This is a genomic window from Helicobacter sp. MIT 14-3879, from assembly GCF_003364125.1.
In genome coordinates this window covers 20,499-38,143 of the sequence record NZ_NXLP01000013.1, presented here as the reverse complement: position 1 = coordinate 38,143, position 17,645 = coordinate 20,499, and the positions used below count along the sequence as shown (strand labels likewise).

The 17,645-nt window shown below is 25.1% G+C and carries 22 protein-coding genes; 6 read left to right on the top strand and 16 right to left on the bottom strand.

Annotation, left to right across the window (positions count from 1 at the left end):
• Positions 1-155 precede the first annotated feature (155 nt).
• Together CQA44_RS07665 and CQA44_RS07660 are read left to right on the top strand one after the other, a co-directional pair.
• Entirely contained in the window at positions 156-725 is a 570-nt protein-coding gene (locus tag CQA44_RS07665) for a glycosyltransferase family A protein (RefSeq protein WP_258864939.1), read from the top strand.
• A gap of 125 nt (positions 726-850) precedes the next feature.
• On the top strand, positions 851-1,186 hold the full coding sequence (locus CQA44_RS07660) for a hypothetical protein (RefSeq protein ID WP_115546684.1): 336 nt from the start codon (positions 851-853) through the stop codon (positions 1,184-1,186).
• 3 nt (positions 1,187-1,189) lie between these two features.
• Here the strand turns inward: CQA44_RS07660 and CQA44_RS07655 are convergent, their stop codons facing one another.
• A complete protein-coding gene (locus CQA44_RS07655) occupies positions 1,190-1,543 on the bottom strand; it encodes a methionine-R-sulfoxide reductase (RefSeq protein ID WP_115546683.1) in 354 nt (117 codons plus the stop codon).
• A gap of 59 nt (positions 1,544-1,602) precedes the next feature.
• Here CQA44_RS07655 and wecB point away from each other — a divergent pair, with 59 nt between their 5' ends.
• Genes wecB through CQA44_RS12555 form a run of 4 tightly spaced genes read left to right on the top strand, consistent with a single transcriptional unit; the run spans position 1,603 to position 6,552 of the window.
• Positions 1,603-2,721, top strand: coding sequence for a non-hydrolyzing UDP-N-acetylglucosamine 2-epimerase (gene wecB, locus CQA44_RS07650; RefSeq protein WP_115546682.1), 1,119 nt, complete (start codon positions 1,603-1,605; stop codon positions 2,719-2,721).
• The gene (locus tag CQA44_RS07645) at positions 2,718-3,914 is read left to right on the top strand and encodes a hypothetical protein (RefSeq protein WP_115546681.1); all 1,197 of its coding nucleotides are present in this window, start codon (positions 2,718-2,720) and stop codon (positions 3,912-3,914) included. Before wecB ends, CQA44_RS07645 begins: the two co-directional genes overlap by 4 nt.
• On the top strand, positions 3,911-4,840 hold the full coding sequence (locus CQA44_RS07640; RefSeq protein ID WP_115546680.1) for a DUF6492 family protein: 930 nt from the start codon (positions 3,911-3,913) through the stop codon (positions 4,838-4,840). The genes CQA44_RS07645 and CQA44_RS07640 overlap by 4 nt, the downstream gene beginning before the upstream one ends.
• 11 nt (positions 4,841-4,851) lie before the next feature.
• Positions 4,852-6,552 carry a glycosyltransferase family 2 protein gene (locus tag CQA44_RS12555; protein ID WP_181881825.1) on the top strand — a complete coding sequence of 567 codons (1,701 nt, stop codon included), beginning with the start codon at positions 4,852-4,854 and terminating at the stop codon, positions 6,550-6,552.
• On the opposite strand, the gene CQA44_RS07630 is transcribed toward CQA44_RS12555, so the two are convergent.
• From CQA44_RS07630 to CQA44_RS07560, 15 genes are all read right to left on the bottom strand, one after another.
• Positions 6,549-6,899: a hypothetical protein gene (locus CQA44_RS07630; protein WP_115546679.1), complete on the bottom strand. Its 351-nt coding sequence runs from the start codon at positions 6,897-6,899 to the stop codon at positions 6,549-6,551. The genes CQA44_RS12555 and CQA44_RS07630 overlap by 4 nt on opposite strands.
• Positions 6,896-7,540, bottom strand: a complete 645-nt coding sequence (locus CQA44_RS07625) for a hypothetical protein (protein WP_115546678.1) — start codon at positions 7,538-7,540, stop codon at positions 6,896-6,898. The genes CQA44_RS07630 and CQA44_RS07625 overlap by 4 nt, the downstream gene beginning before the upstream one ends.
• Positions 7,541-7,563: 23 nt before the next feature.
• Positions 7,564-8,286: a 1-acyl-sn-glycerol-3-phosphate acyltransferase gene (locus tag CQA44_RS07620; RefSeq protein WP_258864938.1), complete on the bottom strand. Its 723-nt coding sequence runs from the start codon at positions 8,284-8,286 to the stop codon at positions 7,564-7,566.
• A complete protein-coding gene (locus CQA44_RS07615; RefSeq protein WP_115546677.1) occupies positions 8,243-9,358 on the bottom strand; it encodes an SH3 domain-containing protein in 1,116 nt (371 codons plus the stop codon). Before CQA44_RS07615 ends, CQA44_RS07620 begins: the two co-directional genes overlap by 44 nt.
• Complete coding sequence (purQ, locus tag CQA44_RS07610; protein ID WP_115546676.1) at positions 9,358-10,035, bottom strand: phosphoribosylformylglycinamidine synthase subunit PurQ; 678 nt, start codon at positions 10,033-10,035, stop codon at positions 9,358-9,360. Before purQ ends, CQA44_RS07615 begins: the two co-directional genes overlap by 1 nt.
• Positions 10,032-10,274 carry a phosphoribosylformylglycinamidine synthase subunit PurS gene (purS, locus tag CQA44_RS07605; RefSeq protein WP_115546675.1) on the bottom strand — a complete coding sequence of 81 codons (243 nt, stop codon included), beginning with the start codon at positions 10,272-10,274 and terminating at the stop codon, positions 10,032-10,034. The genes purQ and purS overlap by 4 nt, the downstream gene beginning before the upstream one ends.
• A 14-nt stretch (positions 10,275-10,288) precedes the next feature.
• Positions 10,289-10,996, bottom strand: a complete 708-nt coding sequence (purC, locus tag CQA44_RS07600) for a phosphoribosylaminoimidazolesuccinocarboxamide synthase (protein ID WP_115546674.1) — start codon at positions 10,994-10,996, stop codon at positions 10,289-10,291.
• Positions 10,997-11,010: 14 nt separating this feature from the next.
• Positions 11,011-12,348 (bottom strand): S41 family peptidase, encoded by a 1,338-nt coding sequence (locus CQA44_RS07595; protein ID WP_115546673.1) that lies wholly within the window; start codon positions 12,346-12,348, stop codon positions 11,011-11,013.
• Between the two features lie 84 nt (positions 12,349-12,432).
• Positions 12,433-13,404, bottom strand: a complete 972-nt coding sequence (gene selD, locus CQA44_RS07590; RefSeq protein ID WP_115546672.1) for a selenide, water dikinase SelD — start codon at positions 13,402-13,404, stop codon at positions 12,433-12,435.
• Positions 13,405-13,444: 40 nt separating this feature from the next.
• Positions 13,445-13,780, bottom strand: coding sequence for a ribosome silencing factor (gene rsfS / locus CQA44_RS07585; protein WP_181881824.1), 336 nt, complete (start codon positions 13,778-13,780; stop codon positions 13,445-13,447).
• Between the two features lie 9 nt (positions 13,781-13,789).
• A complete protein-coding gene (gene nadD, locus CQA44_RS07580) occupies positions 13,790-14,338 on the bottom strand; it encodes a nicotinate (nicotinamide) nucleotide adenylyltransferase (protein ID WP_181881823.1) in 549 nt (182 codons plus the stop codon).
• Positions 14,335-14,655: a branched-chain amino acid transporter permease gene (locus tag CQA44_RS07575; RefSeq protein ID WP_115546670.1), complete on the bottom strand. Its 321-nt coding sequence runs from the start codon at positions 14,653-14,655 to the stop codon at positions 14,335-14,337. Before CQA44_RS07575 ends, nadD begins: the two co-directional genes overlap by 4 nt.
• The gene (locus CQA44_RS07570; RefSeq protein ID WP_115546669.1) at positions 14,655-15,356 is read right to left on the bottom strand and encodes an AzlC family ABC transporter permease; all 702 of its coding nucleotides are present in this window, start codon (positions 15,354-15,356) and stop codon (positions 14,655-14,657) included. The genes CQA44_RS07575 and CQA44_RS07570 overlap by 1 nt, the downstream gene beginning before the upstream one ends.
• The gene (locus tag CQA44_RS07565) at positions 15,353-16,504 is read right to left on the bottom strand and encodes an ABC transporter permease (protein WP_115546668.1); all 1,152 of its coding nucleotides are present in this window, start codon (positions 16,502-16,504) and stop codon (positions 15,353-15,355) included. Before CQA44_RS07565 ends, CQA44_RS07570 begins: the two co-directional genes overlap by 4 nt.
• A complete protein-coding gene (locus CQA44_RS07560; RefSeq protein ID WP_115546667.1) occupies positions 16,501-17,637 on the bottom strand; it encodes an ABC transporter permease in 1,137 nt (378 codons plus the stop codon). The genes CQA44_RS07565 and CQA44_RS07560 overlap by 4 nt, the downstream gene beginning before the upstream one ends.
• Positions 17,638-17,645 lie beyond the last annotated feature (8 nt).

Below are 17,645 nucleotides of genomic sequence, written 5' to 3'. Positions count from 1 at the left end.
AAGAGTTTGGTTTAAAACAAAGAGAAATAATACAAGATAAATTTAATAAAGATTCTATTATGAAATTATGGGAGGAATTATTTTATAATGAATAGTGTTATGAAGTGTTATGATAGGAGGAATTATGAGAGAAAATATTATTAGGAGAAAATGCTTTGATAGATGATAATAAAGTGAAGCTTTATATTATAGTTCCAATTTATAATGTTGAAAAATACCTAAAAGAATGTTTAGATTCTATACAAAATCAAACTTATAAAAACTTTAGTGCAATTTTAATAAATGATGGAAGCACAGATTCTTCTAAAAGCATTGCAGAAGAATATACAAAAAAAGATAATAGATTTTATTTGATAAATCAAGAAAATAGTGGTATTGGTTATGCTAGAAATAAGGGGTTATATCTAGTAAAAGAAATGATAAATAAAGAAAATGATAGTGATTCAAAGTCTTATATAATGTTTGTAGATTCTGATGATTATTTAGAAAATTTTGTATTAGAATATATTTCAAATATAATCTTAAAGTATGATAACTTAGATTGCGTGATACAAAACTATTATTATCATTTAATAAATAACAAAAAAAAGAAATCTAATCGTTTTTTTAACTCACAACATGATAATTTATATGATTCTAATGTAGATTTTTTAAAAGAGAATGTGCATCTTAATTCTGTATGGATCAATGCATATAACGCAAATTTTTATTTTCTAATGAATTAGTTTTTACACCAAATATCATTTATGAAGATGTTTTATTTTCTACGTATGCTTTTAGTCTATTAAATAAATTTTATATTTCTTCTATTCCTTTATATAATTATATAAGTGACAGAGAAAATTCTACTATGAATTCAAGAAATAAAAATATCATAAAATCTACTTATAGCTATTTTATCATAGCAAAAAGTTTTTATGAATATAGCTTTAATTCAAGTAAGCAGTTATTAAAAGATTATTTTTTATTTTGGTCAATATTTTATTTAAAAGAGACACTAAGATGCATTCAAATCACGGGTTATAAGAAAGAGCTTGGATTTAGTAAGAGCGATTTGGCTAGATTCTACTCTCTTTTAAAAGGAAAGTATAAGTTTTGCTTTCACTTTCCTAGAATCTATGGGTTTCCAAAAAAAGTTAGAATATTTTTTAGCTCTAAATTTAAAAAAATCTTAAAAATATCCTAAAAACTATTTAGCTCTAAATTTTATAGATATAGAATTAACACAATGACGAACATTCTTTTCTGTAAAGTTTTCTCCCTCAAATATATGTCCTAAATGTCCTCCGCATTTTGCACATATTATTTCAGTTCTTCTACCATCTATATCAGGCTGTCTTTTTACTGCACCTTGTATTTCATCATCAAAGCTAGGCCAACCACAAAGTGATTTAAACTTATCGCTAGATTTATAAAGTGGTTCATCACATTGTTTGCAAACATAAATTCCATCTTCATAAAAATCATTATATTCTCCGCTAAATGGAGCTTCTGTCCCTTTATCTATAATTACATATTTTTCTTCATCGCTTAATTTATTCAAAATTTACTCCTTATAATTATGGTAGAATTTTACTAAATCAAATCATTAAAGACTAACTTATGAAAAAAATTCTATTTATTTTTGGCACTAGACCAGAAGCAATAAAAATGATACCACTAATTTTAGAATTTAGGCAAGAAAAGTCTATTCAAACTAAAGTTTGTGTAACTGCACAACACAGAAGTATGCTAGATTCTGTATTAGAGCTTTTCAATGTAGTCCCTGATTTTGACTTAAACATTATGCAAGAATCTCAAGATTTATTTAGTATTAGCTCAAATATATTATCAAATCTTAAATCAGTATTAGAAGAGTGTAAGCCTCACTATATATTTGTTCACGGAGATACTAGCACTACGCTTATGGGTGCCCTTAGTGGATTTTACCTAAAAATTAAAGTATGTCATATAGAAGCGGGGCTTAGGAGTAATGATAAATATAATCCATTTCCAGAGGAGGTAAATAGGGTGCTTACAACAAAGCTTGCCACTTACCACTTTGCCCCTACAAAGTTAGCAAAGAAAAACTTACTAAAAGATGGTGTAAAAAAGGATTATATTAAAGTCGTTGGAAATAGTGTGATAGATTGTCTAAAACTAATGCAAAGCAGGATTGATAAAAAATTAGAATCTAATATTATTTCAAAGCTTAATTTACCTCTAAATAAAAAGTTTATATTAGTAACTGCACATAGGAGAGAGAGTTTTGGAGAGGATATTAAAAATATAGCCTATGCTTTAAAAGAGATTGCAAATAACCTAAAAGATATTATGATTATTTATCCATTGCATCTTAATCCAAATATTAAACAACCAATGCAAAATATATTAGGAGATATAAAAAACATATATTTAATTAATCCTCTTAGCTATGAATGCTTTGTTTATCTTATGGGAAAATGCTATTTAATACTAACTGATAGTGGTGGGATTCAAGAGGAGGCTAGTGCAATTAGAAAACCAACTTTGATTTTAAGAAATACAACAGAGCGAAAAGAAGCACTAGAGTGCAAAACATTGAAACTAGTGGGAACAAATAAGGATATAATAGTAAAAGAGACTATAAAATTATTTAAAAATAAAAAGCTCTATAAACAAATGTCAAATCCTAAAAATTCACTTCCATATGGTGATGGCAATACTAGTAAAAAGATATTAAAATTTATTAAGAAGATATGAGATTTTTAATATTAATAGCTGATATTTTCTATTTTATTAAAGGCTTATTTCTAAACTTTAAGAATCATAAATTAGGATTTAAAAAAGATATGGAATTTTTAAATTCTATTAAAGAGTTTAACATAAGAACTAAAGAAGATGATTTAGAATTTTTTTTAAATCACATTAAAAGTGTAAATAAAAATTCTATTTTACTTATAGAGATGAATACCTTTCATACAGAAACTTTAGAAGCTTTAATTGATTATTTTACATTGCTTAATTTTAGTGTTGATGTTTTGATTAGAAGAGAAATCATTGATTTTAAAGCTTTTAAGTTAGATTTAAAGAATATGATTTATGCTCTTAACTCTAAAGATATTGCTAAATATAAGATAGTATTTTTTAATACGATGATTTTAGAGTTAAATACTTATCACTCAATTCATTCATTTTTAAATATAAATACCAAAGTAGGTGGAATATATCATACAATAAGTGATATAAAAAAATTTAGAGATTATAAGAATAATTACTTTGCTTTGCGTAATATTAAATATAAAAATATCTCTCTTAAAGGATTAAATTTATCATCAAATTATAATTTTAATAGAAATATAAACAATAATATTATTACTTTTATCTCCATAGGATTCCCTATCTATCATAGAGGTTTTAAAGAGAAGTTAAAATCTATTATTAAATATTTAAAAAAAAGTAATATTTCAAATATTAGATTTATTTTAGTAGGAAAGGAGGCTTATAGTATAAAAGGTTTAGAAAACATGCAAATTAAAGTTTTTTTAAATAATGAAGCTTTATGTGAAAATAATTTAGATTCTATATCTTTATACATCTATCAAAACCCAAGTAAGAAATTACTTCATTCCTTAATTCTTCAATCTCATTATGTTTTAGGACTTTATGATAGATTTGCACATAGGCACTATTTAAACACTTCAACCAGCGGACAAAGACAAATTTCTCTAGGCTATAATGTGCCATTGATTATTAATGAACCTTTTGCTAGTAATTTTAATTTTACTTCCAAAGAAGCTTGTATCTTTAAAGGTAATAAAGATATATTAAAAGCTATTAAATTAGTAAATTCAGAACAATATTTAAAGCTAAAGAAAAATTTATATAGTCTCTTTTTAAAACTAAGAGAAGAGTCTAAAAATAATTTAGAAGAATTTTTAAAGGAAGTAAAATGAAGCATTTTTGTTTTTTCTGTATTACTCATTATGCTGATTATGATAATTTTAAGGTTATGATTAATAGCTTTAAAAAACATAATATTCAAAATATCTCATTTATTATAGCATTGCAAGATAATAGAAAATATAATAATGAAAGTATAGATGATTATGAGTTTAAGAAAATTTTGGATAAGTTTAAAAAATTTGAGGATAAAAATATTTCTATTATTTTAGATAGTGATTTCGCTTCTTCTAATTTGATTAAAAATAAAATATTAAAAGACTTTAGCATAGGTTATATTAACCAAGAGATTGCAAAACTATGTTTTTTTGAAAGTAATATAGCAGAGCATTATCTTTGTATTGATAGTGATAGCATTTTTATTAGAGATTTTAAAAAAGAAGATTTTTTCTATGATGATTCTACTCCATATATTTGTTTAGTGCAAGATAAGGATTTACATTCAAAACCGTATTATAAAGATTTTGCAAAAGCAAGGATAAATAATATAAAAAAGATTTTTGACTTTTTAGAGCTTAAGGATAAGAGACTTCGCACTTGTCATAATACTCAAATTATCTCATCTATTGTTATGAAAGATTTTAAAATAAAAGTTATGCAAAATAAGAATCTTTCATATTCCGATTTGCTTAAAATTTCTCCATTTGAATTTACTTGGTATAGTGCTTATTTTCAAAAATGTGGAATTATAAATGAAGTTTCAATTGAGCCATTTTTTAAAATGTATCATACAAAAGTAGAATACCTCTTTGATAAGATTTCAAATCAGAGTTTAGAAAATTTAAAAGATAATTATATTGGAGTAATTTTAAATTCTAATTGGTGGGGGGGAGTAGAACATAAAAAAGCATTTAAAAATAGGACAATTTTAGATAGAATCCTATTTTTTATAATAAAAAAATCTGATAGTTTTTTATAAAAGGATTCTTTTTGAGACAAGTCATTAAAAAGCTTTATAAAAATAATAGAATCTTTCATATTTTAGTAAATAAAATCTATAATTTTTACTTAACATCAAGATTAAATCCATATATTAGAGGGCATAAAGTCAAACATTTAAATAAAGAGATGGATTTTTTTTTAAATAAGATTTTAAAAAATGAAAACTTTTCTTTAGCTAGGAATGCCGATGGTGAAAGAGCTATAATGCTTGGCATTAGTGTAGAATCTCAAGAGAAAAAATGGACTTCTCCAAGCTTTATTTCAAAGTTAGGAAAAGACATATTAGATTCTCTTAATGTGGTTGATAAAAGATTTTATTATGCTATATCTTGTCCTTGCTGTGATAAGGAAGCTTATTTTTGGTATGCAAGTAGGATAGAAAACAATAATAAAACTTTTGCAAATATTTGGATTAATGCTAATTTTGTACATTTTAAAAAGAAGTTTGAGAAGATTAAAAGAGATTGTGTATTAATCGCTAATTATCGTGCTAGAGGTGCAAAAATTGGTAAATTAAATATTATAAAACATTATGAAATAGATGATGATTGTATTTCATTTTGGGATAATAAAGCCAATCAAATGTTAGAATCTATAAAGAAAGATTTTAGAGATTCTAAAGATTTACTTTTTGTTGTAAGTGCAGGACCTATGAGTAGCCCTATAATAAAATCTCTTTTTTTAGCTAATCCAAATAATACTTATGTTGATTTTGGTTCTAGCATTGATAGTTATTATTTAGATGTTCAAACTCGACCATATCAAGATAAATATTCACTTTTTGGCTCAAGAAATTGTTATATGTATATGGACTTTAACCCAAGTGTTAGTGTTGTTTTAACACTATATAAAAGAGGTGATTTATTAGCAAAACAGGTAGATTCTATCTTAAGACAATCATTAAAACCAAAAGAATTGATATTATTTATTGATAGCATTAGCAGTGGTAAAGAATTTATAGAGCAAGTTTTGCCAAAAGAATTAGAAAATAAATTCAGCCAAATTATTCGCCCAAAGTATAATGTTGGTGTTTGGGGTCGATTTGCTGGAGGGCTTTTAGCAAAGAGTGATTATATTTGTTTTTTTGATGATGATACAATTCCTGCTCATAGATGGCTTGAAAATTGTTTTACAGAAAGCTTGATGCGTGAGGGTTTGTATGGTGGTATTGGTATTTTATCAAATGATTTAAATAAATATCCTTTTGATTTAGCTCATAGAACTATTGGGTGGAATAACAATCCTCCATTTGCTATAAACAATAAAAAAACAATTCAAGTTGATTTTGTAGGACATAGTTGGTTTTTAAAAAAAGATTATTTAGGTGCTATGTGGATTAATTCAAACGAGTTTTATGCGCTTCATAATGTAGCAGAGGACGCTTATTTGTCATTTGCATTAAAAAAATATTGCAATATTGATACCTTTGTTCCACCACATAAAAATATTGATTTTTTTAGTTCAGTTAGTGGTTTAGAGTATGGCAAAGATGAAGAATCTATTTCAAGAAATAATGATAATTTAATCAAAATGAATAAAGCCCTAAGATTACTTAAACAAAAAGGAATGAATGAGGTTAGCTTTAATCTTAAATGGTTTATATTATCACTATCAAATAGGGCATTAAAGGCTGTAGTTAAAGATAAAATCAAACTTCAAAAAATTAAGAATATAGTTAAGAAAAGCTAAGGTTTTTTATTTAGCAATTTATTATTAAATAATGGATTAATATTTAAATTAAATTTATTTTTTACATTAATATTGCTATGGCAGCTTATACAGGTGTTTAGGGCTTGATGCTCTTTTATTTGAACTAAATTTATTTTTTCAATATTATGACAACTAAAACAATCTTGCCCACAGGAATTACGCATTTGAGCTTTTGATAGTTTCTCATCTGTATGACATATCTTACAATCAAGCATAATTTTATGGTTAGAATCTTTATAATCAATATTAAAATGGCAAGATGTACAATCACCACTACAAGCAAACATAATGCTATCTAAAAGCAACAAAATAATTAGTTTTTTCATAAATCAAAATCCATAAACTTTAGATTTAACATAACGCTTTGTATATTTTTTGTTATATTAGTTTTTTTTATTGTGTGAAATGGATGTAATCCAACCCTATAACCTATTTCTATACCTATACCTTTGATAATATCAATAAAAAGGCTTATAGTAGCATTTGCTCCGTGTAAATTTTGTTGAACTCCATTTTCAAAGTGGTTTAATAATCCATATCCAAATGATATATTTGGGATTATCCTACCATCAAGAAATCTTCCTCCTAGCTTTAAATTAAGATTAATAGCATAAAATCCACCAGCACTACCATCAAGAGATAGTGCTAAAAGTAGCATATTGTCTATAAAACTCCAACCCCTATCAATGGCAAAAAATATTCCGTGTTTTACTTTTTCATTATTTTTTAAAAGTAGTTGATAGCCTACAACAAAAGATGCAAATGTATCATCTACGATTGGTGCAGGTGTAAAAAAATCACTTACAGATGTGTTTTGTGGAAGAATTGAATCTTCATTATTAATTGCGTCATTATTTATTTGTATGGAATCTTTAACTTGCGTTGTGGTATTGTTATCTGTTGTAGTGGGTAATTCTTCTGCATTTATACAAATAAATAAAGATATAAATAAAAAAAATTTATACATAAAAATCCTAATTTTTGTTTTGATTAATTAATCTCATTATAGTATTTTGTATAAGTTTTTTGCATGTCATATCTCAATTTTTCATACCAATCTCTATTAGTGAAATCTGGTATAAAAGCATCCATACAAATAGCCTTAGCCTTATTTGAGCGAATTTCAAGCTTTGATGTATCAAATAAATTTCTTGTATTCACTAAGACTATTGGTTGAATTTTTAGATTATATTTTTCAATTAATATTTTTGCACCATTTTTAAATGGCAATAAATTCTCTCCCCCTTTGCTTCTAGTGCCTTCAGGAAAAATTGCTAATATTCTTCCCTCATTAAGCTTTTTTTTAGCCTCTTTTAGTAAATAAATCAGAGACTTTTTATCATCTCTATCAATTAATATCATTTTTGGAGCTTTTAGTGCATGTCCATATAAAAAAATATCACCCAATTCTTTTTTTGCTACCCAACAAATATCCCAAGGATAGTAAGCTTCAAGATATGCTATATCCATCATTCCTTGATGATTTAAAACTAATATTTTTGCATCTTTATCAAATTCTCCAATTCTTTCTATTTTAATCCCATTAATAAAGAAAAATATTTTACTAGTTTTTCTAAATGGTCTATTAATAGGTCGAAAAATGTATATACTAAGTATAATTAAAGGAAGTATGATACCTGTGCTAATAGTTGCCCATAAGCCTCGTAATTTACTTAACACTGTTTTTTTCCACCCAACCTGTTTTATTTTCATTTCCAATTATTGATACTTTATAATAATCTCCATATTTACTTACTATTTGCACTTCTGTATTATTAGAAGTTTTAGCAATAATTGTTGAATTTGATGTGGGTAGTATTCTAATATAACTATTTGAAGTTAAGATCCCACTCCATTTGCTGTTAATAGAAATTATCAAATAAAATATTAAAAAAATTGCAATTATTAATAAAAATAGCCTTATTTTAAAAGGAATTTTTCTAATAAAAAACACAATTAATACTATAAAAATAAAGGCTAATATGACTATATTTTTAAAAATTAATACTTTATTTATTGGCTTTATTTCTTGGTTAATATTAATTTGTTTTTTATTTACTACATTTTTAACTTTGCTAAGTTTATAAGTTTGGGCTTGTAAATCAAAATATTCAAATTCAAGATAAGCTTCATCATTTGGCAAAATTATGTAATAGATTCCACTGGAATTATCAATATTAAAATTTGAGCTCTCAAAACCCTGCTTTGCTTTTGGCAGTGCATTAAACCTAAAATCTTCTAAATTTGAATATTCTGCATACATATCTAATATAATAATATTATTTTTTTCATTATATGGTTTAACACTATAATTTTTTATATCAAATCTTTTTGCTACAACACCGGCATATTTTTGGTGGTTTGTATATAGATTTATTGCTTTATAGCTTATAACCTCACTAATAGCAATATCTTTAAAATTATCATTTTCTACTATTACTTCAAGTCTTGGTATTGCAAAACTACCAGATTTAATTTTAAAATAAAATGTATTTTCAAATGTTCCATCTTCTAATTCATTCCAATTTGAATTTTGATTTTTAATCTCAACACCTTTTTCTTCTAAAAAGCTTATTGAACGCACTAAAGCATTATCTAATACTATTATGTTATATTTTATTGCTATAATTTCTCCTATATAGTTTAATTCATTTGGAATAGCATCTTTTAATATTTCCTGTTTTATATATACTAATTTTGGCTGGCTTTCATCTTTTGGTTGATTTTCATCAGCATATGCAAATATTACTATTAACAATATCACTATAAACTTTATTTTTAACATTATGAATACTTTATATTAATACTATTATTCTCACATATACTTTTTATCATAGCAAGACCATCTTTGCTTACTAACATATCTTCGATAGCTCTTTCAGGGTGAGGCATCATACCAAATATATTTTTATCTTTATTACAAATTCCGGCTATCTTATCCATTGAACCATTTATATCAGTTGTATATTTTAGAAGTATTTGATTATTCTCTTTTAAACTCTCAAGTTCATCTTTATTAATATAATAGTTCCCATCAGCATGTGCTATTGGAATGTTTATTTTTTGATTTATATAATAATTTTTTAATAATTTATTATTATTTGAGATTACTTTTAATTCAGCCATTTTCGAATGAAATAAAATATTTTTATTTCTTATTAATGCACCAGGAAGCATTTGTGCTTCACATAATATTTGAAATCCATTACAAATTCCAAATACAAAGCCACCATTGTAAGCATATTCTTTTACAGCTTTCATGATAGGAGAAAGCTTTGCAATAGCCCCACTTCTTAAATAATCACCATAGCTAAAACCACCAGGAATTATGACTAATGATGTATTTAAAGGCAAAGTTTCTTCTTTATGCCAAATTATTGCACATTCTATATTTAATAATCTACAAGCATATTCTATATCAAATTCGCAGTTTGTTCCTAGAAATCTAAGTATTGCTATCAAGGTTCTAACTCTATTTTATAATTTTCAATAACTACATTTGCAAGGAGATTTTTGGCCATTTCTTCTGCCTTTTGTAAGGCTATATTTTTATCATTTGTATTTATGTCTAATTTTATAATTTTGCTTATCCCTAAGCTATTAATACAATCAAATCCTATGGATTCTAATGCGTGAAAAATAGTTTTTGCCTGTGGGTCTAAAATTCCATCCTTAAGATAAATTTCTATATTAACTCTCATAATCTCAACCTCGATTATTTTATTCTATTTAATACTTCTTTATAGGCATCACTTACATTTCCTAAGCTTTGTCTAAATATATCTTTATCCATTTTTTTATTTGTATCTTTATCCCAAAGCCTACAACTATCTGGACTAATTTCATCTGATAGTATAATTTCATTGTTTTCATCTCTGCCAAATTCAATTTTAAAATCAACTAATTTAAGATTTTTTTCCATAAAAAAACTAATTAAAATATCATTTATTTTTCTTGCATAATCTTTTATATAATTTATATCTTTATCATTATCTACTATATTTATAATTTTACAATGTTCATCATTTAAAATAGGGTCATTAAGGAGATCATTTTTATAATAAAACTCTACTAGAGGAAATTTTAATTTTTCTCCATCTTTTATACCTAGTCTTTTTGTAAGTGAACCTGTGGCAATATTTCTAACTACTACTTCAAGAGGTATAATTTTAACTTTCTTACATAGCATATTATAGCAATCTAGCATTTCAACAAAGTGTGTTTTTATATTGTTTTTTTCTAAAAGCTTAAATAGTATTGAGCTAATTTGGCAATTAAGGCTACCTTTGCCTGCTTCAGAACCTTTTTTATGTGCATTAAATGCAGTTAAATCATCTTTAAATTCAGCAATTACTCTATTTGCATCATTTGTTGTATATAGCTTTTTACCTTTTCCTTCATATAGTAAAGTTAATTTTTCCATTTATAACTTCTCCTCTAGTTTTTAGCTATATTTATTTTATTATCTTTTATATTTGCAACTGTTAGAATCTTTAGTGCATCAATAGCACTTTTTAATTGTATATCATTGTAAATATCCTCATTTGTTATAATATCTTTTTTTGATGGTGGGTTAGGAGTATTTGTATTTTCTTTACTATCCCCTATTTTACTTAACTCGTTTTGTAAATGTTGTTTAAGCTCAGATTCTTTAAGGCTAAAGCCATTTTCGTCTTTTGGAACAAAACCCGGATGAACAACAATATCTGGTTTAATTCCCACTGCTTGTATAGTTCTGCCACTTGGGAGATAGTATCTTGCAGTAGTAAGACGTAGAGCATCACTATTTTCATTATTATCTAAAGGTAATACAATTTGAACACTTCCTTTTCCAAAAGTATTTTCACCAATAATTATTGCTCTTTTGTGGTCTTGCAAACTTCCAGCTACTATCTCACTAGCACTTGCACTGCCACCATTTACTATTATTACTAAAGGAATTTTATCAAATGGAGCTTTCCCATTTGCATTAAATTCTTCATTACTATTTTTTACTTTTCCTCTTTGTGATACTATCACTCCATTTTTTATAAATAAATTTGCTAATCCAACTGCTTGATCCAGCAATCCCCCCGGATTATTTCTTAAATCTATTATTATTCCATTTGGATTATTAGACTTTACTATAGATTCCACATTTTTTGTTACTTTTTCATCAAATGTATTTATCCTTAAATATAAATAATTTGTATTTTCTATCTTTTTTGCATATGTTGATATTATATCAATAGTATCTCTTTGTATATTAAACACTAAAGGTTTTAACTCATTTTTTCTAATTATCGTTAGTTTTACACTTGTTTTTCTTTTACCACGCATAAGATTTACTGCATCATCAATAGTCATATTAAGAGTGCTTTGGTCATTTATTTTTAAAATAATATCACCAGATTTTAATCCAGCTTTATCACCCGGAGAACCTTCAATAGGAGAGATTATTGTTAATGCACCATCTTTTAATGATATTTGTATGCCAATACCATCAAATTTACCACTTGTTTGAACCTTTAAATCCTGATAATCTTTTGGTGTAAGATATGCAGAATGTGCATCAAGGTTAGTAAGCAATCCACTTATTGCTTTATCTACTATTTCATTTATACTTATATCATCTACATAGTAGTTTTCAATTGCAGAAATAACCTTTCTTATTTTGCTATATCCATCTAGGCGAGATTGATTTAAATTATCTTTTGCAAATAGATTACTGAATAAAATTACACTTAAAATAAAGGTAGTGAAGAATCCAGCTAATAGGAATTTATAATATTTCATTTTATACCTAAACTAAATAATTTTTATGATATTTTCAATGCGGTGATTTTATAAAAATAAAGTTTAAAATTTATTAAAATATCTTTAAACTTTAAGATATATTTTATATTTATCTCTTGGTATGCACTCTGCGATAATATTGGATTCTATGCCACTATCATTTAATATATTATTTAAAATTTTGGCATTTTTATAATCTAATGCAATTAATAATCCTCCTGAAGTTTGTGCATCATAAAATATGATATCATCTTTTATATTTCCATAAACATTAGCTTCTAATGCCTTTTTATTACTATAACTTCCACCAGGAACTATCCCTAGAGATACAAATTCTTTTACTCTATCAAAAATTTTTACTTCATTTATATATAAATTAATTGAAATATTTTTATTAATCATTTCACTTAAATGTCCTATTAAACCAAATCCTGTAACATCAGTGCAAGCAGTAATGTTAAACTTATTTGCTTCATTTTTTGCATATAAGTTAAGCATTTGCATAGATTTTATAAAATCTAAATTTTTATTCCATTCTAGTTTATCACATTTTAGGGCACTAGATAAAATTCCACTTCCTAGAGGCTTTGTTAAGATTATAGAATCTCCAATTTTTGCAGTATTATTTTTCCAAAAGATTCCATTATTTATTACACCAGTAACGCTTAAACCAAATTTTTGTTCTTTATCAACAATACTATGCCCACCAATCAATGCACAATGACATTCTATTAGTTTAGATAATGCCCCTTGTAAAATTTCATTTGCTTCATTTTGATTTAAATGCTCTTTATCCCACATTAAAATGCTCATTGCAGTAATTGCATTAGAGCCTTTTGCGAATATATCACTTAGCGAGTTTGCTGCAGCAATTTGTCCAAATATATATAAGTCATCTACAATAGGTGTGATAAAGTCTAGGCTTTGGACAATAATATTATTGTCATCAAGCTTATAAATTCCACAATCATCATTATCTTTAAAATCTACAATAAGATTTTTATAACTTGGTTGAGATAAATTGCTAGTTATTTGTTTTAGGTCTTCCAGACCTATTTTAGCAGCTCAACCAGCACAACTAATATATTTTGTTATTCTAATCACTTTTGTTTTCTCTTTTATAGTCATTTAAAAATTCTTCAAGATTAAATTTTCTCCTATGGTTTTGTGTAAAAATATGTATCATAATATCTCCTAAATCAGCAATAACCCAATCTCCATTTTCTTCATCAGTGCTATAAAATACTTCACCTCTAGGCTTTAGTTCTGTCTTTAGAGTATCTAGGAGAGCAAAGCTATGCTTATCTGCTAGACTTGTTGTAATTATTACATATTGTGTTATATAGTTAGTATTACTTAGATTAAATAGTGCTAAATCTTGTGCTTTCTTGGAATCTAATAAATTCATTATAAAATCTAATCTATCTTTCAATTTCTACCTTTAATGTAATGTGTAATTTATTTCATCTTTCATTTTTTTAATAAGGCTTGATTTTATATTAAAATTCATAAAATAATCATTAATATGCTCTCTTATAAAACTTGAACTGATGTTTTCTTTGATATTTATCGTTAAATAATTTTTTGGAATTGAGATATTATTTCTTGTTACAATAATAAATTCAACTTCTTTTTTTAAATCATTAATCCTATGCCATTTATGTAAAGTTTTTAAATTATCAGCACCAATTATAAAATATATCTTACTTGGGTTATATAGTTTTTTAAAATGCAATACAGAATCTATACTATAACTTGATTTAATAATTTCAAAATCTGAAATTAAAATCTTTTTTAAATCTTTTGTTTTATATTTTATTAACTCAAATCTAACCTTAGCAGAAAATAGATTTTTACTTTTAAATGGATTTAAAAAATTTGGCAAAATTATTAATAAATCAATATAATCTAGTTTTATAGATTCTTTAATGATTTCTAAATGTCCATTATGAAGTGGGTCAAATGATCCACCAAAAATTGCTATATTCATATTTGAATTTTTTGTGTTAAAAACATATACATAATAACTCCTCCACATACACTAATAATTGGAATCTTAATGCTTAAATGTAATAATACTATAAAGCCTATGCTAATAATTTCTTTTAATCCATAATACGGTGAGTTAAAGTTACTAGATTTTAGGCAATATACAACTAACATTGCAATAATAACATTTGGCAATATATTTGAAATATAATTTATAAATGGAGGTATTCTTTTTGGCATAATAAAATAAACTAAGAATCTAGTTATAAAGTTTGCAATAGCAATTACTAAGATAATTAGAAGTATATTTATATCCATTAAAATATACTTTGTAGTTTATTTCTAAGTAAGGCTAACAATGTTATGCTGGTTATTATTGAGATTAATAAAAAATATTTTTCTCCTATTAAAAATAACCAAAAAATAGCACTAGTAACACCAATCAAAGCAGGTATATAGCTTTTTATACCCTTATTTGAAAGGCTTTTTAGTTGGTCTATAAAAATTACAATAAAAATAGCACTCATTATAAATTCCAATCCTTCTGTATTAAAATTTAATAAATCTCCTATTAAAGCTCCAAAAACACAACCAATAATCCAATAAATATAATTCAATAATCCAATAAAAAATATAAACAATTCTTTATTTGATTTAGAATCTGGCTTTTTTGTTTTGATAATAGCAAAAGTTTCATCTGTTAGCCAAAATATATTTAAAAATCTTTTCCAATCCATTTTGCGATAACTATCAAGCATAATTAATGTATAAAATGCTTGTCTTGAGTTTAATATAAGAGTTATAAAAAATATATTTATTAATCCAAAGCTACTGCAAAAAAAACTAATAGCTAGAAATTGCATAACACCAGAATACACAAATACACTCATAATTAAGGCATAAATTACACTAAACCCACTAGTTTTAAGTAAGATTCCAAAGCAAGCTCCCATTGAAACATAACCAAACAATATTTCAATATCTTTTTTAAAAGCATCTTTTAAAGTATAAATAATCATTTGCTAAATCTTTTTCTTAATATTAAATAAGAAGCTAGAGAATATAATGTTCCAAGTAAAAATAGATGTAAAAATTCTCCCCATATTTTACTAAAATCAGCACTAAATTGATTTATTTTTAAAAATCCATTAATACTTGCTGTAATAGGAATAAAATCCATAAAAAATTTAATCCAGTATGGTATATTTTCATTTGGCCAAATTACTCCTAGTGCAAATAATAAAGGCATACTCATAACAAGAACAATTTGAGGAGGATATTCTCTCCTATTAAAGATAAACCCAATAAAAATTCCAAATGAACTAGCAGATACAATAAAGACAACTCCAAAACAAATTAACTCCAATTTACCAGCAAATGTAGTTAAATTATAAAAATCATAAATAAATCCAAAATAAAATAAAAATAAAGGAAAATAAATAATAATAAATGCACTAATTCTAGAAAATATTAACCAAAAAGGATTTACGCTACTAAAGTATTCTCTTTTACCTTGATTGTATTGCTGAACTTGCATTCCACATAAAATACCACAGGAAATAAGTATAGTTTGATGTAATATAAAAATTAAAATTACTGCTAGAATATAGTTTAAATATCCTACACTAGGATTATATAGCGGGATAAATTCTATTTTTAATAATTCTTTTTCTTGTTTTATCGTTTGGCTATTAAATAATCTTTTTTTATTTTCAAAGTCTAGTGCATTTGCAGCATTGTTAAGTCCTTCTAAAATATTACTATAAATTAAAAAATAAGAATTATTAGCCATATAATATAATTTTGGTATGGAGGAATTAATAGCATTTTTTTCAAAATCTTTTGGAATATATAAGATTCCATATATCTTATTTTGTTCAATTAGTTGTTTTGCCTCTTGCATAGAAGTATTTGCTATGATTTGTATTTTGGAAGAAGCATTTGCATTAAATATTAATTGCCTACTAAAAGAGCTTACATCATCATCTACTACTGCTATTTTTTGTTTTAATAAAATATCATTCAAATATGGACTTGGATAGAAAAAGGCATATATAATATTACCTGCTATAATAACAGTCATAATTGAAAAGCTAGTTAAAATAACGCTTAATTCTTTTTTAACTAAGTCAAATAAATTAATAATTATGTTAAATATATTTTTCATAATAATGCTACTTTTTTCTTATATAGCAAGATTCCTAGTATTCCAAACAAAAGGAAAATTAAATTATAAGCTATTAATTCTAAGCTATAAGCAATATCTACTCCATAATTTGCTTGTTGTATATAAACCTCTAAATATTTTGTAATAGGAAGAATCTTACCCCAAAAACTAGCAAATGCTTCCATATTATTAATAGGATATGTTATTCCAACAAACGCAAGGCTAGGTGCTGCATATACTGCCGCTACACTTATTGATCTAGTATGTGAGCGAATTATTGAATATAAAAATATACCTATGCTATTATAGGCTAATATTGTAATTAAAGCATTTATTGCTAAAACTGCTAAGTTTCCACTATGTATGTAAGATAACTTATAAAAACTAATGATTATAATAATCCACCATACAAAGAAAATAATTGTATTAATTGTAATTTTTATAAATAAATGTCTATAAATATATATTATTTCATTTTGTCTGTTCTTAATAAAACCAACATCTCTTTCATCATAAGCAATTATTCCAATCATACATAAAATTATAAAAAGCTGCCATAAGCAAGGGATTAGTGCAGGAAGTATAAATTGCGAAAAATTGCTATTTTTATTGTATAGGGCTATTATATTTGGCATTACTTCTATGCTTTTTGTTAAGGCTAAATTTGTATTTTTAGAATCTATTATATTTTTTTGAAATTTTAATTTAATATTTTGATTACTTAATATTTGTGTTAATGCACTTTGTATATTTTTCCCTATGAATACTAGTTGTGCATTATAATAAATTGAAATATTAGTAGTTATATTTAATTTAGCATTTTTTTCTAAATCTTTTGGTATAGCAACTAGAGCATATATTTCTTTTGAACTTAAATCATCTTTTGCTTTATTCATACTAGAATAATATTTATGTATTTTTAGTGTAGGAGAAGAATTTATATCAAATACAATATCTCTTGATATTTTACTATTATCTAAGTTTAAGATTCCAATAGGTAGTCCTCTAACTATACCTATACTTAGAGTATTATAAATAAACAATCCGACAAAAAGTGGCATTATAAAATACATAAATAATAAAAATTTATCTTTTGATAAGTTTTTTAATTCTATTTTTATTATTTCAAGCATTATTATAT

Excerpts from the sequence above, each read along its gene's own strand:
- CQA44_RS07660 (WP_115546684.1), top strand. The coding sequence starts at position 851 with ATGAATTCAAGAAATAAAAATATCATAAAATCTACTTATAGCTATTTT.
- wecB (WP_115546682.1), top strand. The coding sequence starts at position 1,603 with ATGAAAAAAATTCTATTTATTTTTGGCACTAGACCAGAAGCAATAAAA.
- CQA44_RS07645 (WP_115546681.1), top strand. The coding sequence starts at position 2,718 with ATGAGATTTTTAATATTAATAGCTGATATTTTCTATTTTATTAAAGGC.
- CQA44_RS07640 (WP_115546680.1), top strand. The coding sequence starts at position 3,911 with ATGAAGCATTTTTGTTTTTTCTGTATTACTCATTATGCTGATTATGAT.
- CQA44_RS07630 (WP_115546679.1), bottom strand. The coding sequence starts at position 6,899 with ATGAAAAAACTAATTATTTTGTTGCTTTTAGATAGCATTATGTTTGCT.
- CQA44_RS07625 (WP_115546678.1), bottom strand. The coding sequence starts at position 7,540 with ATGTATAAATTTTTTTTATTTATATCTTTATTTATTTGTATAAATGCA.
- CQA44_RS07620 (WP_258864938.1), bottom strand. The coding sequence starts at position 8,286 with ATGAAAATAAAACAGGTTGGGTGGAAAAAAACAGTGTTAAGTAAATTA.
- CQA44_RS07615 (WP_115546677.1), bottom strand. The coding sequence starts at position 9,358 with ATGTTAAAAATAAAGTTTATAGTGATATTGTTAATAGTAATATTTGCA.
- purS (WP_115546675.1), bottom strand. The coding sequence starts at position 10,274 with ATGAGAGTTAATATAGAAATTTATCTTAAGGATGGAATTTTAGACCCA.
- purC (WP_115546674.1), bottom strand. The coding sequence starts at position 10,996 with ATGGAAAAATTAACTTTACTATATGAAGGAAAAGGTAAAAAGCTATAT.
- CQA44_RS07595 (WP_115546673.1), bottom strand. The coding sequence starts at position 12,348 with ATGAAATATTATAAATTCCTATTAGCTGGATTCTTCACTACCTTTATT.
- nadD (WP_181881823.1), bottom strand. The coding sequence starts at position 14,338 with ATGAATATAGCAATTTTTGGTGGATCATTTGACCCACTTCATAATGGA.
- CQA44_RS07575 (WP_115546670.1), bottom strand. The coding sequence starts at position 14,655 with ATGGATATAAATATACTTCTAATTATCTTAGTAATTGCTATTGCAAAC.
- CQA44_RS07570 (WP_115546669.1), bottom strand. The coding sequence starts at position 15,356 with ATGATTATTTATACTTTAAAAGATGCTTTTAAAAAAGATATTGAAATA.
- CQA44_RS07565 (WP_115546668.1), bottom strand. The coding sequence starts at position 16,504 with ATGAAAAATATATTTAACATAATTATTAATTTATTTGACTTAGTTAAA.
- CQA44_RS07560 (WP_115546667.1), bottom strand. The coding sequence starts at position 17,637 with ATGCTTGAAATAATAAAAATAGAATTAAAAAACTTATCAAAAGATAAA.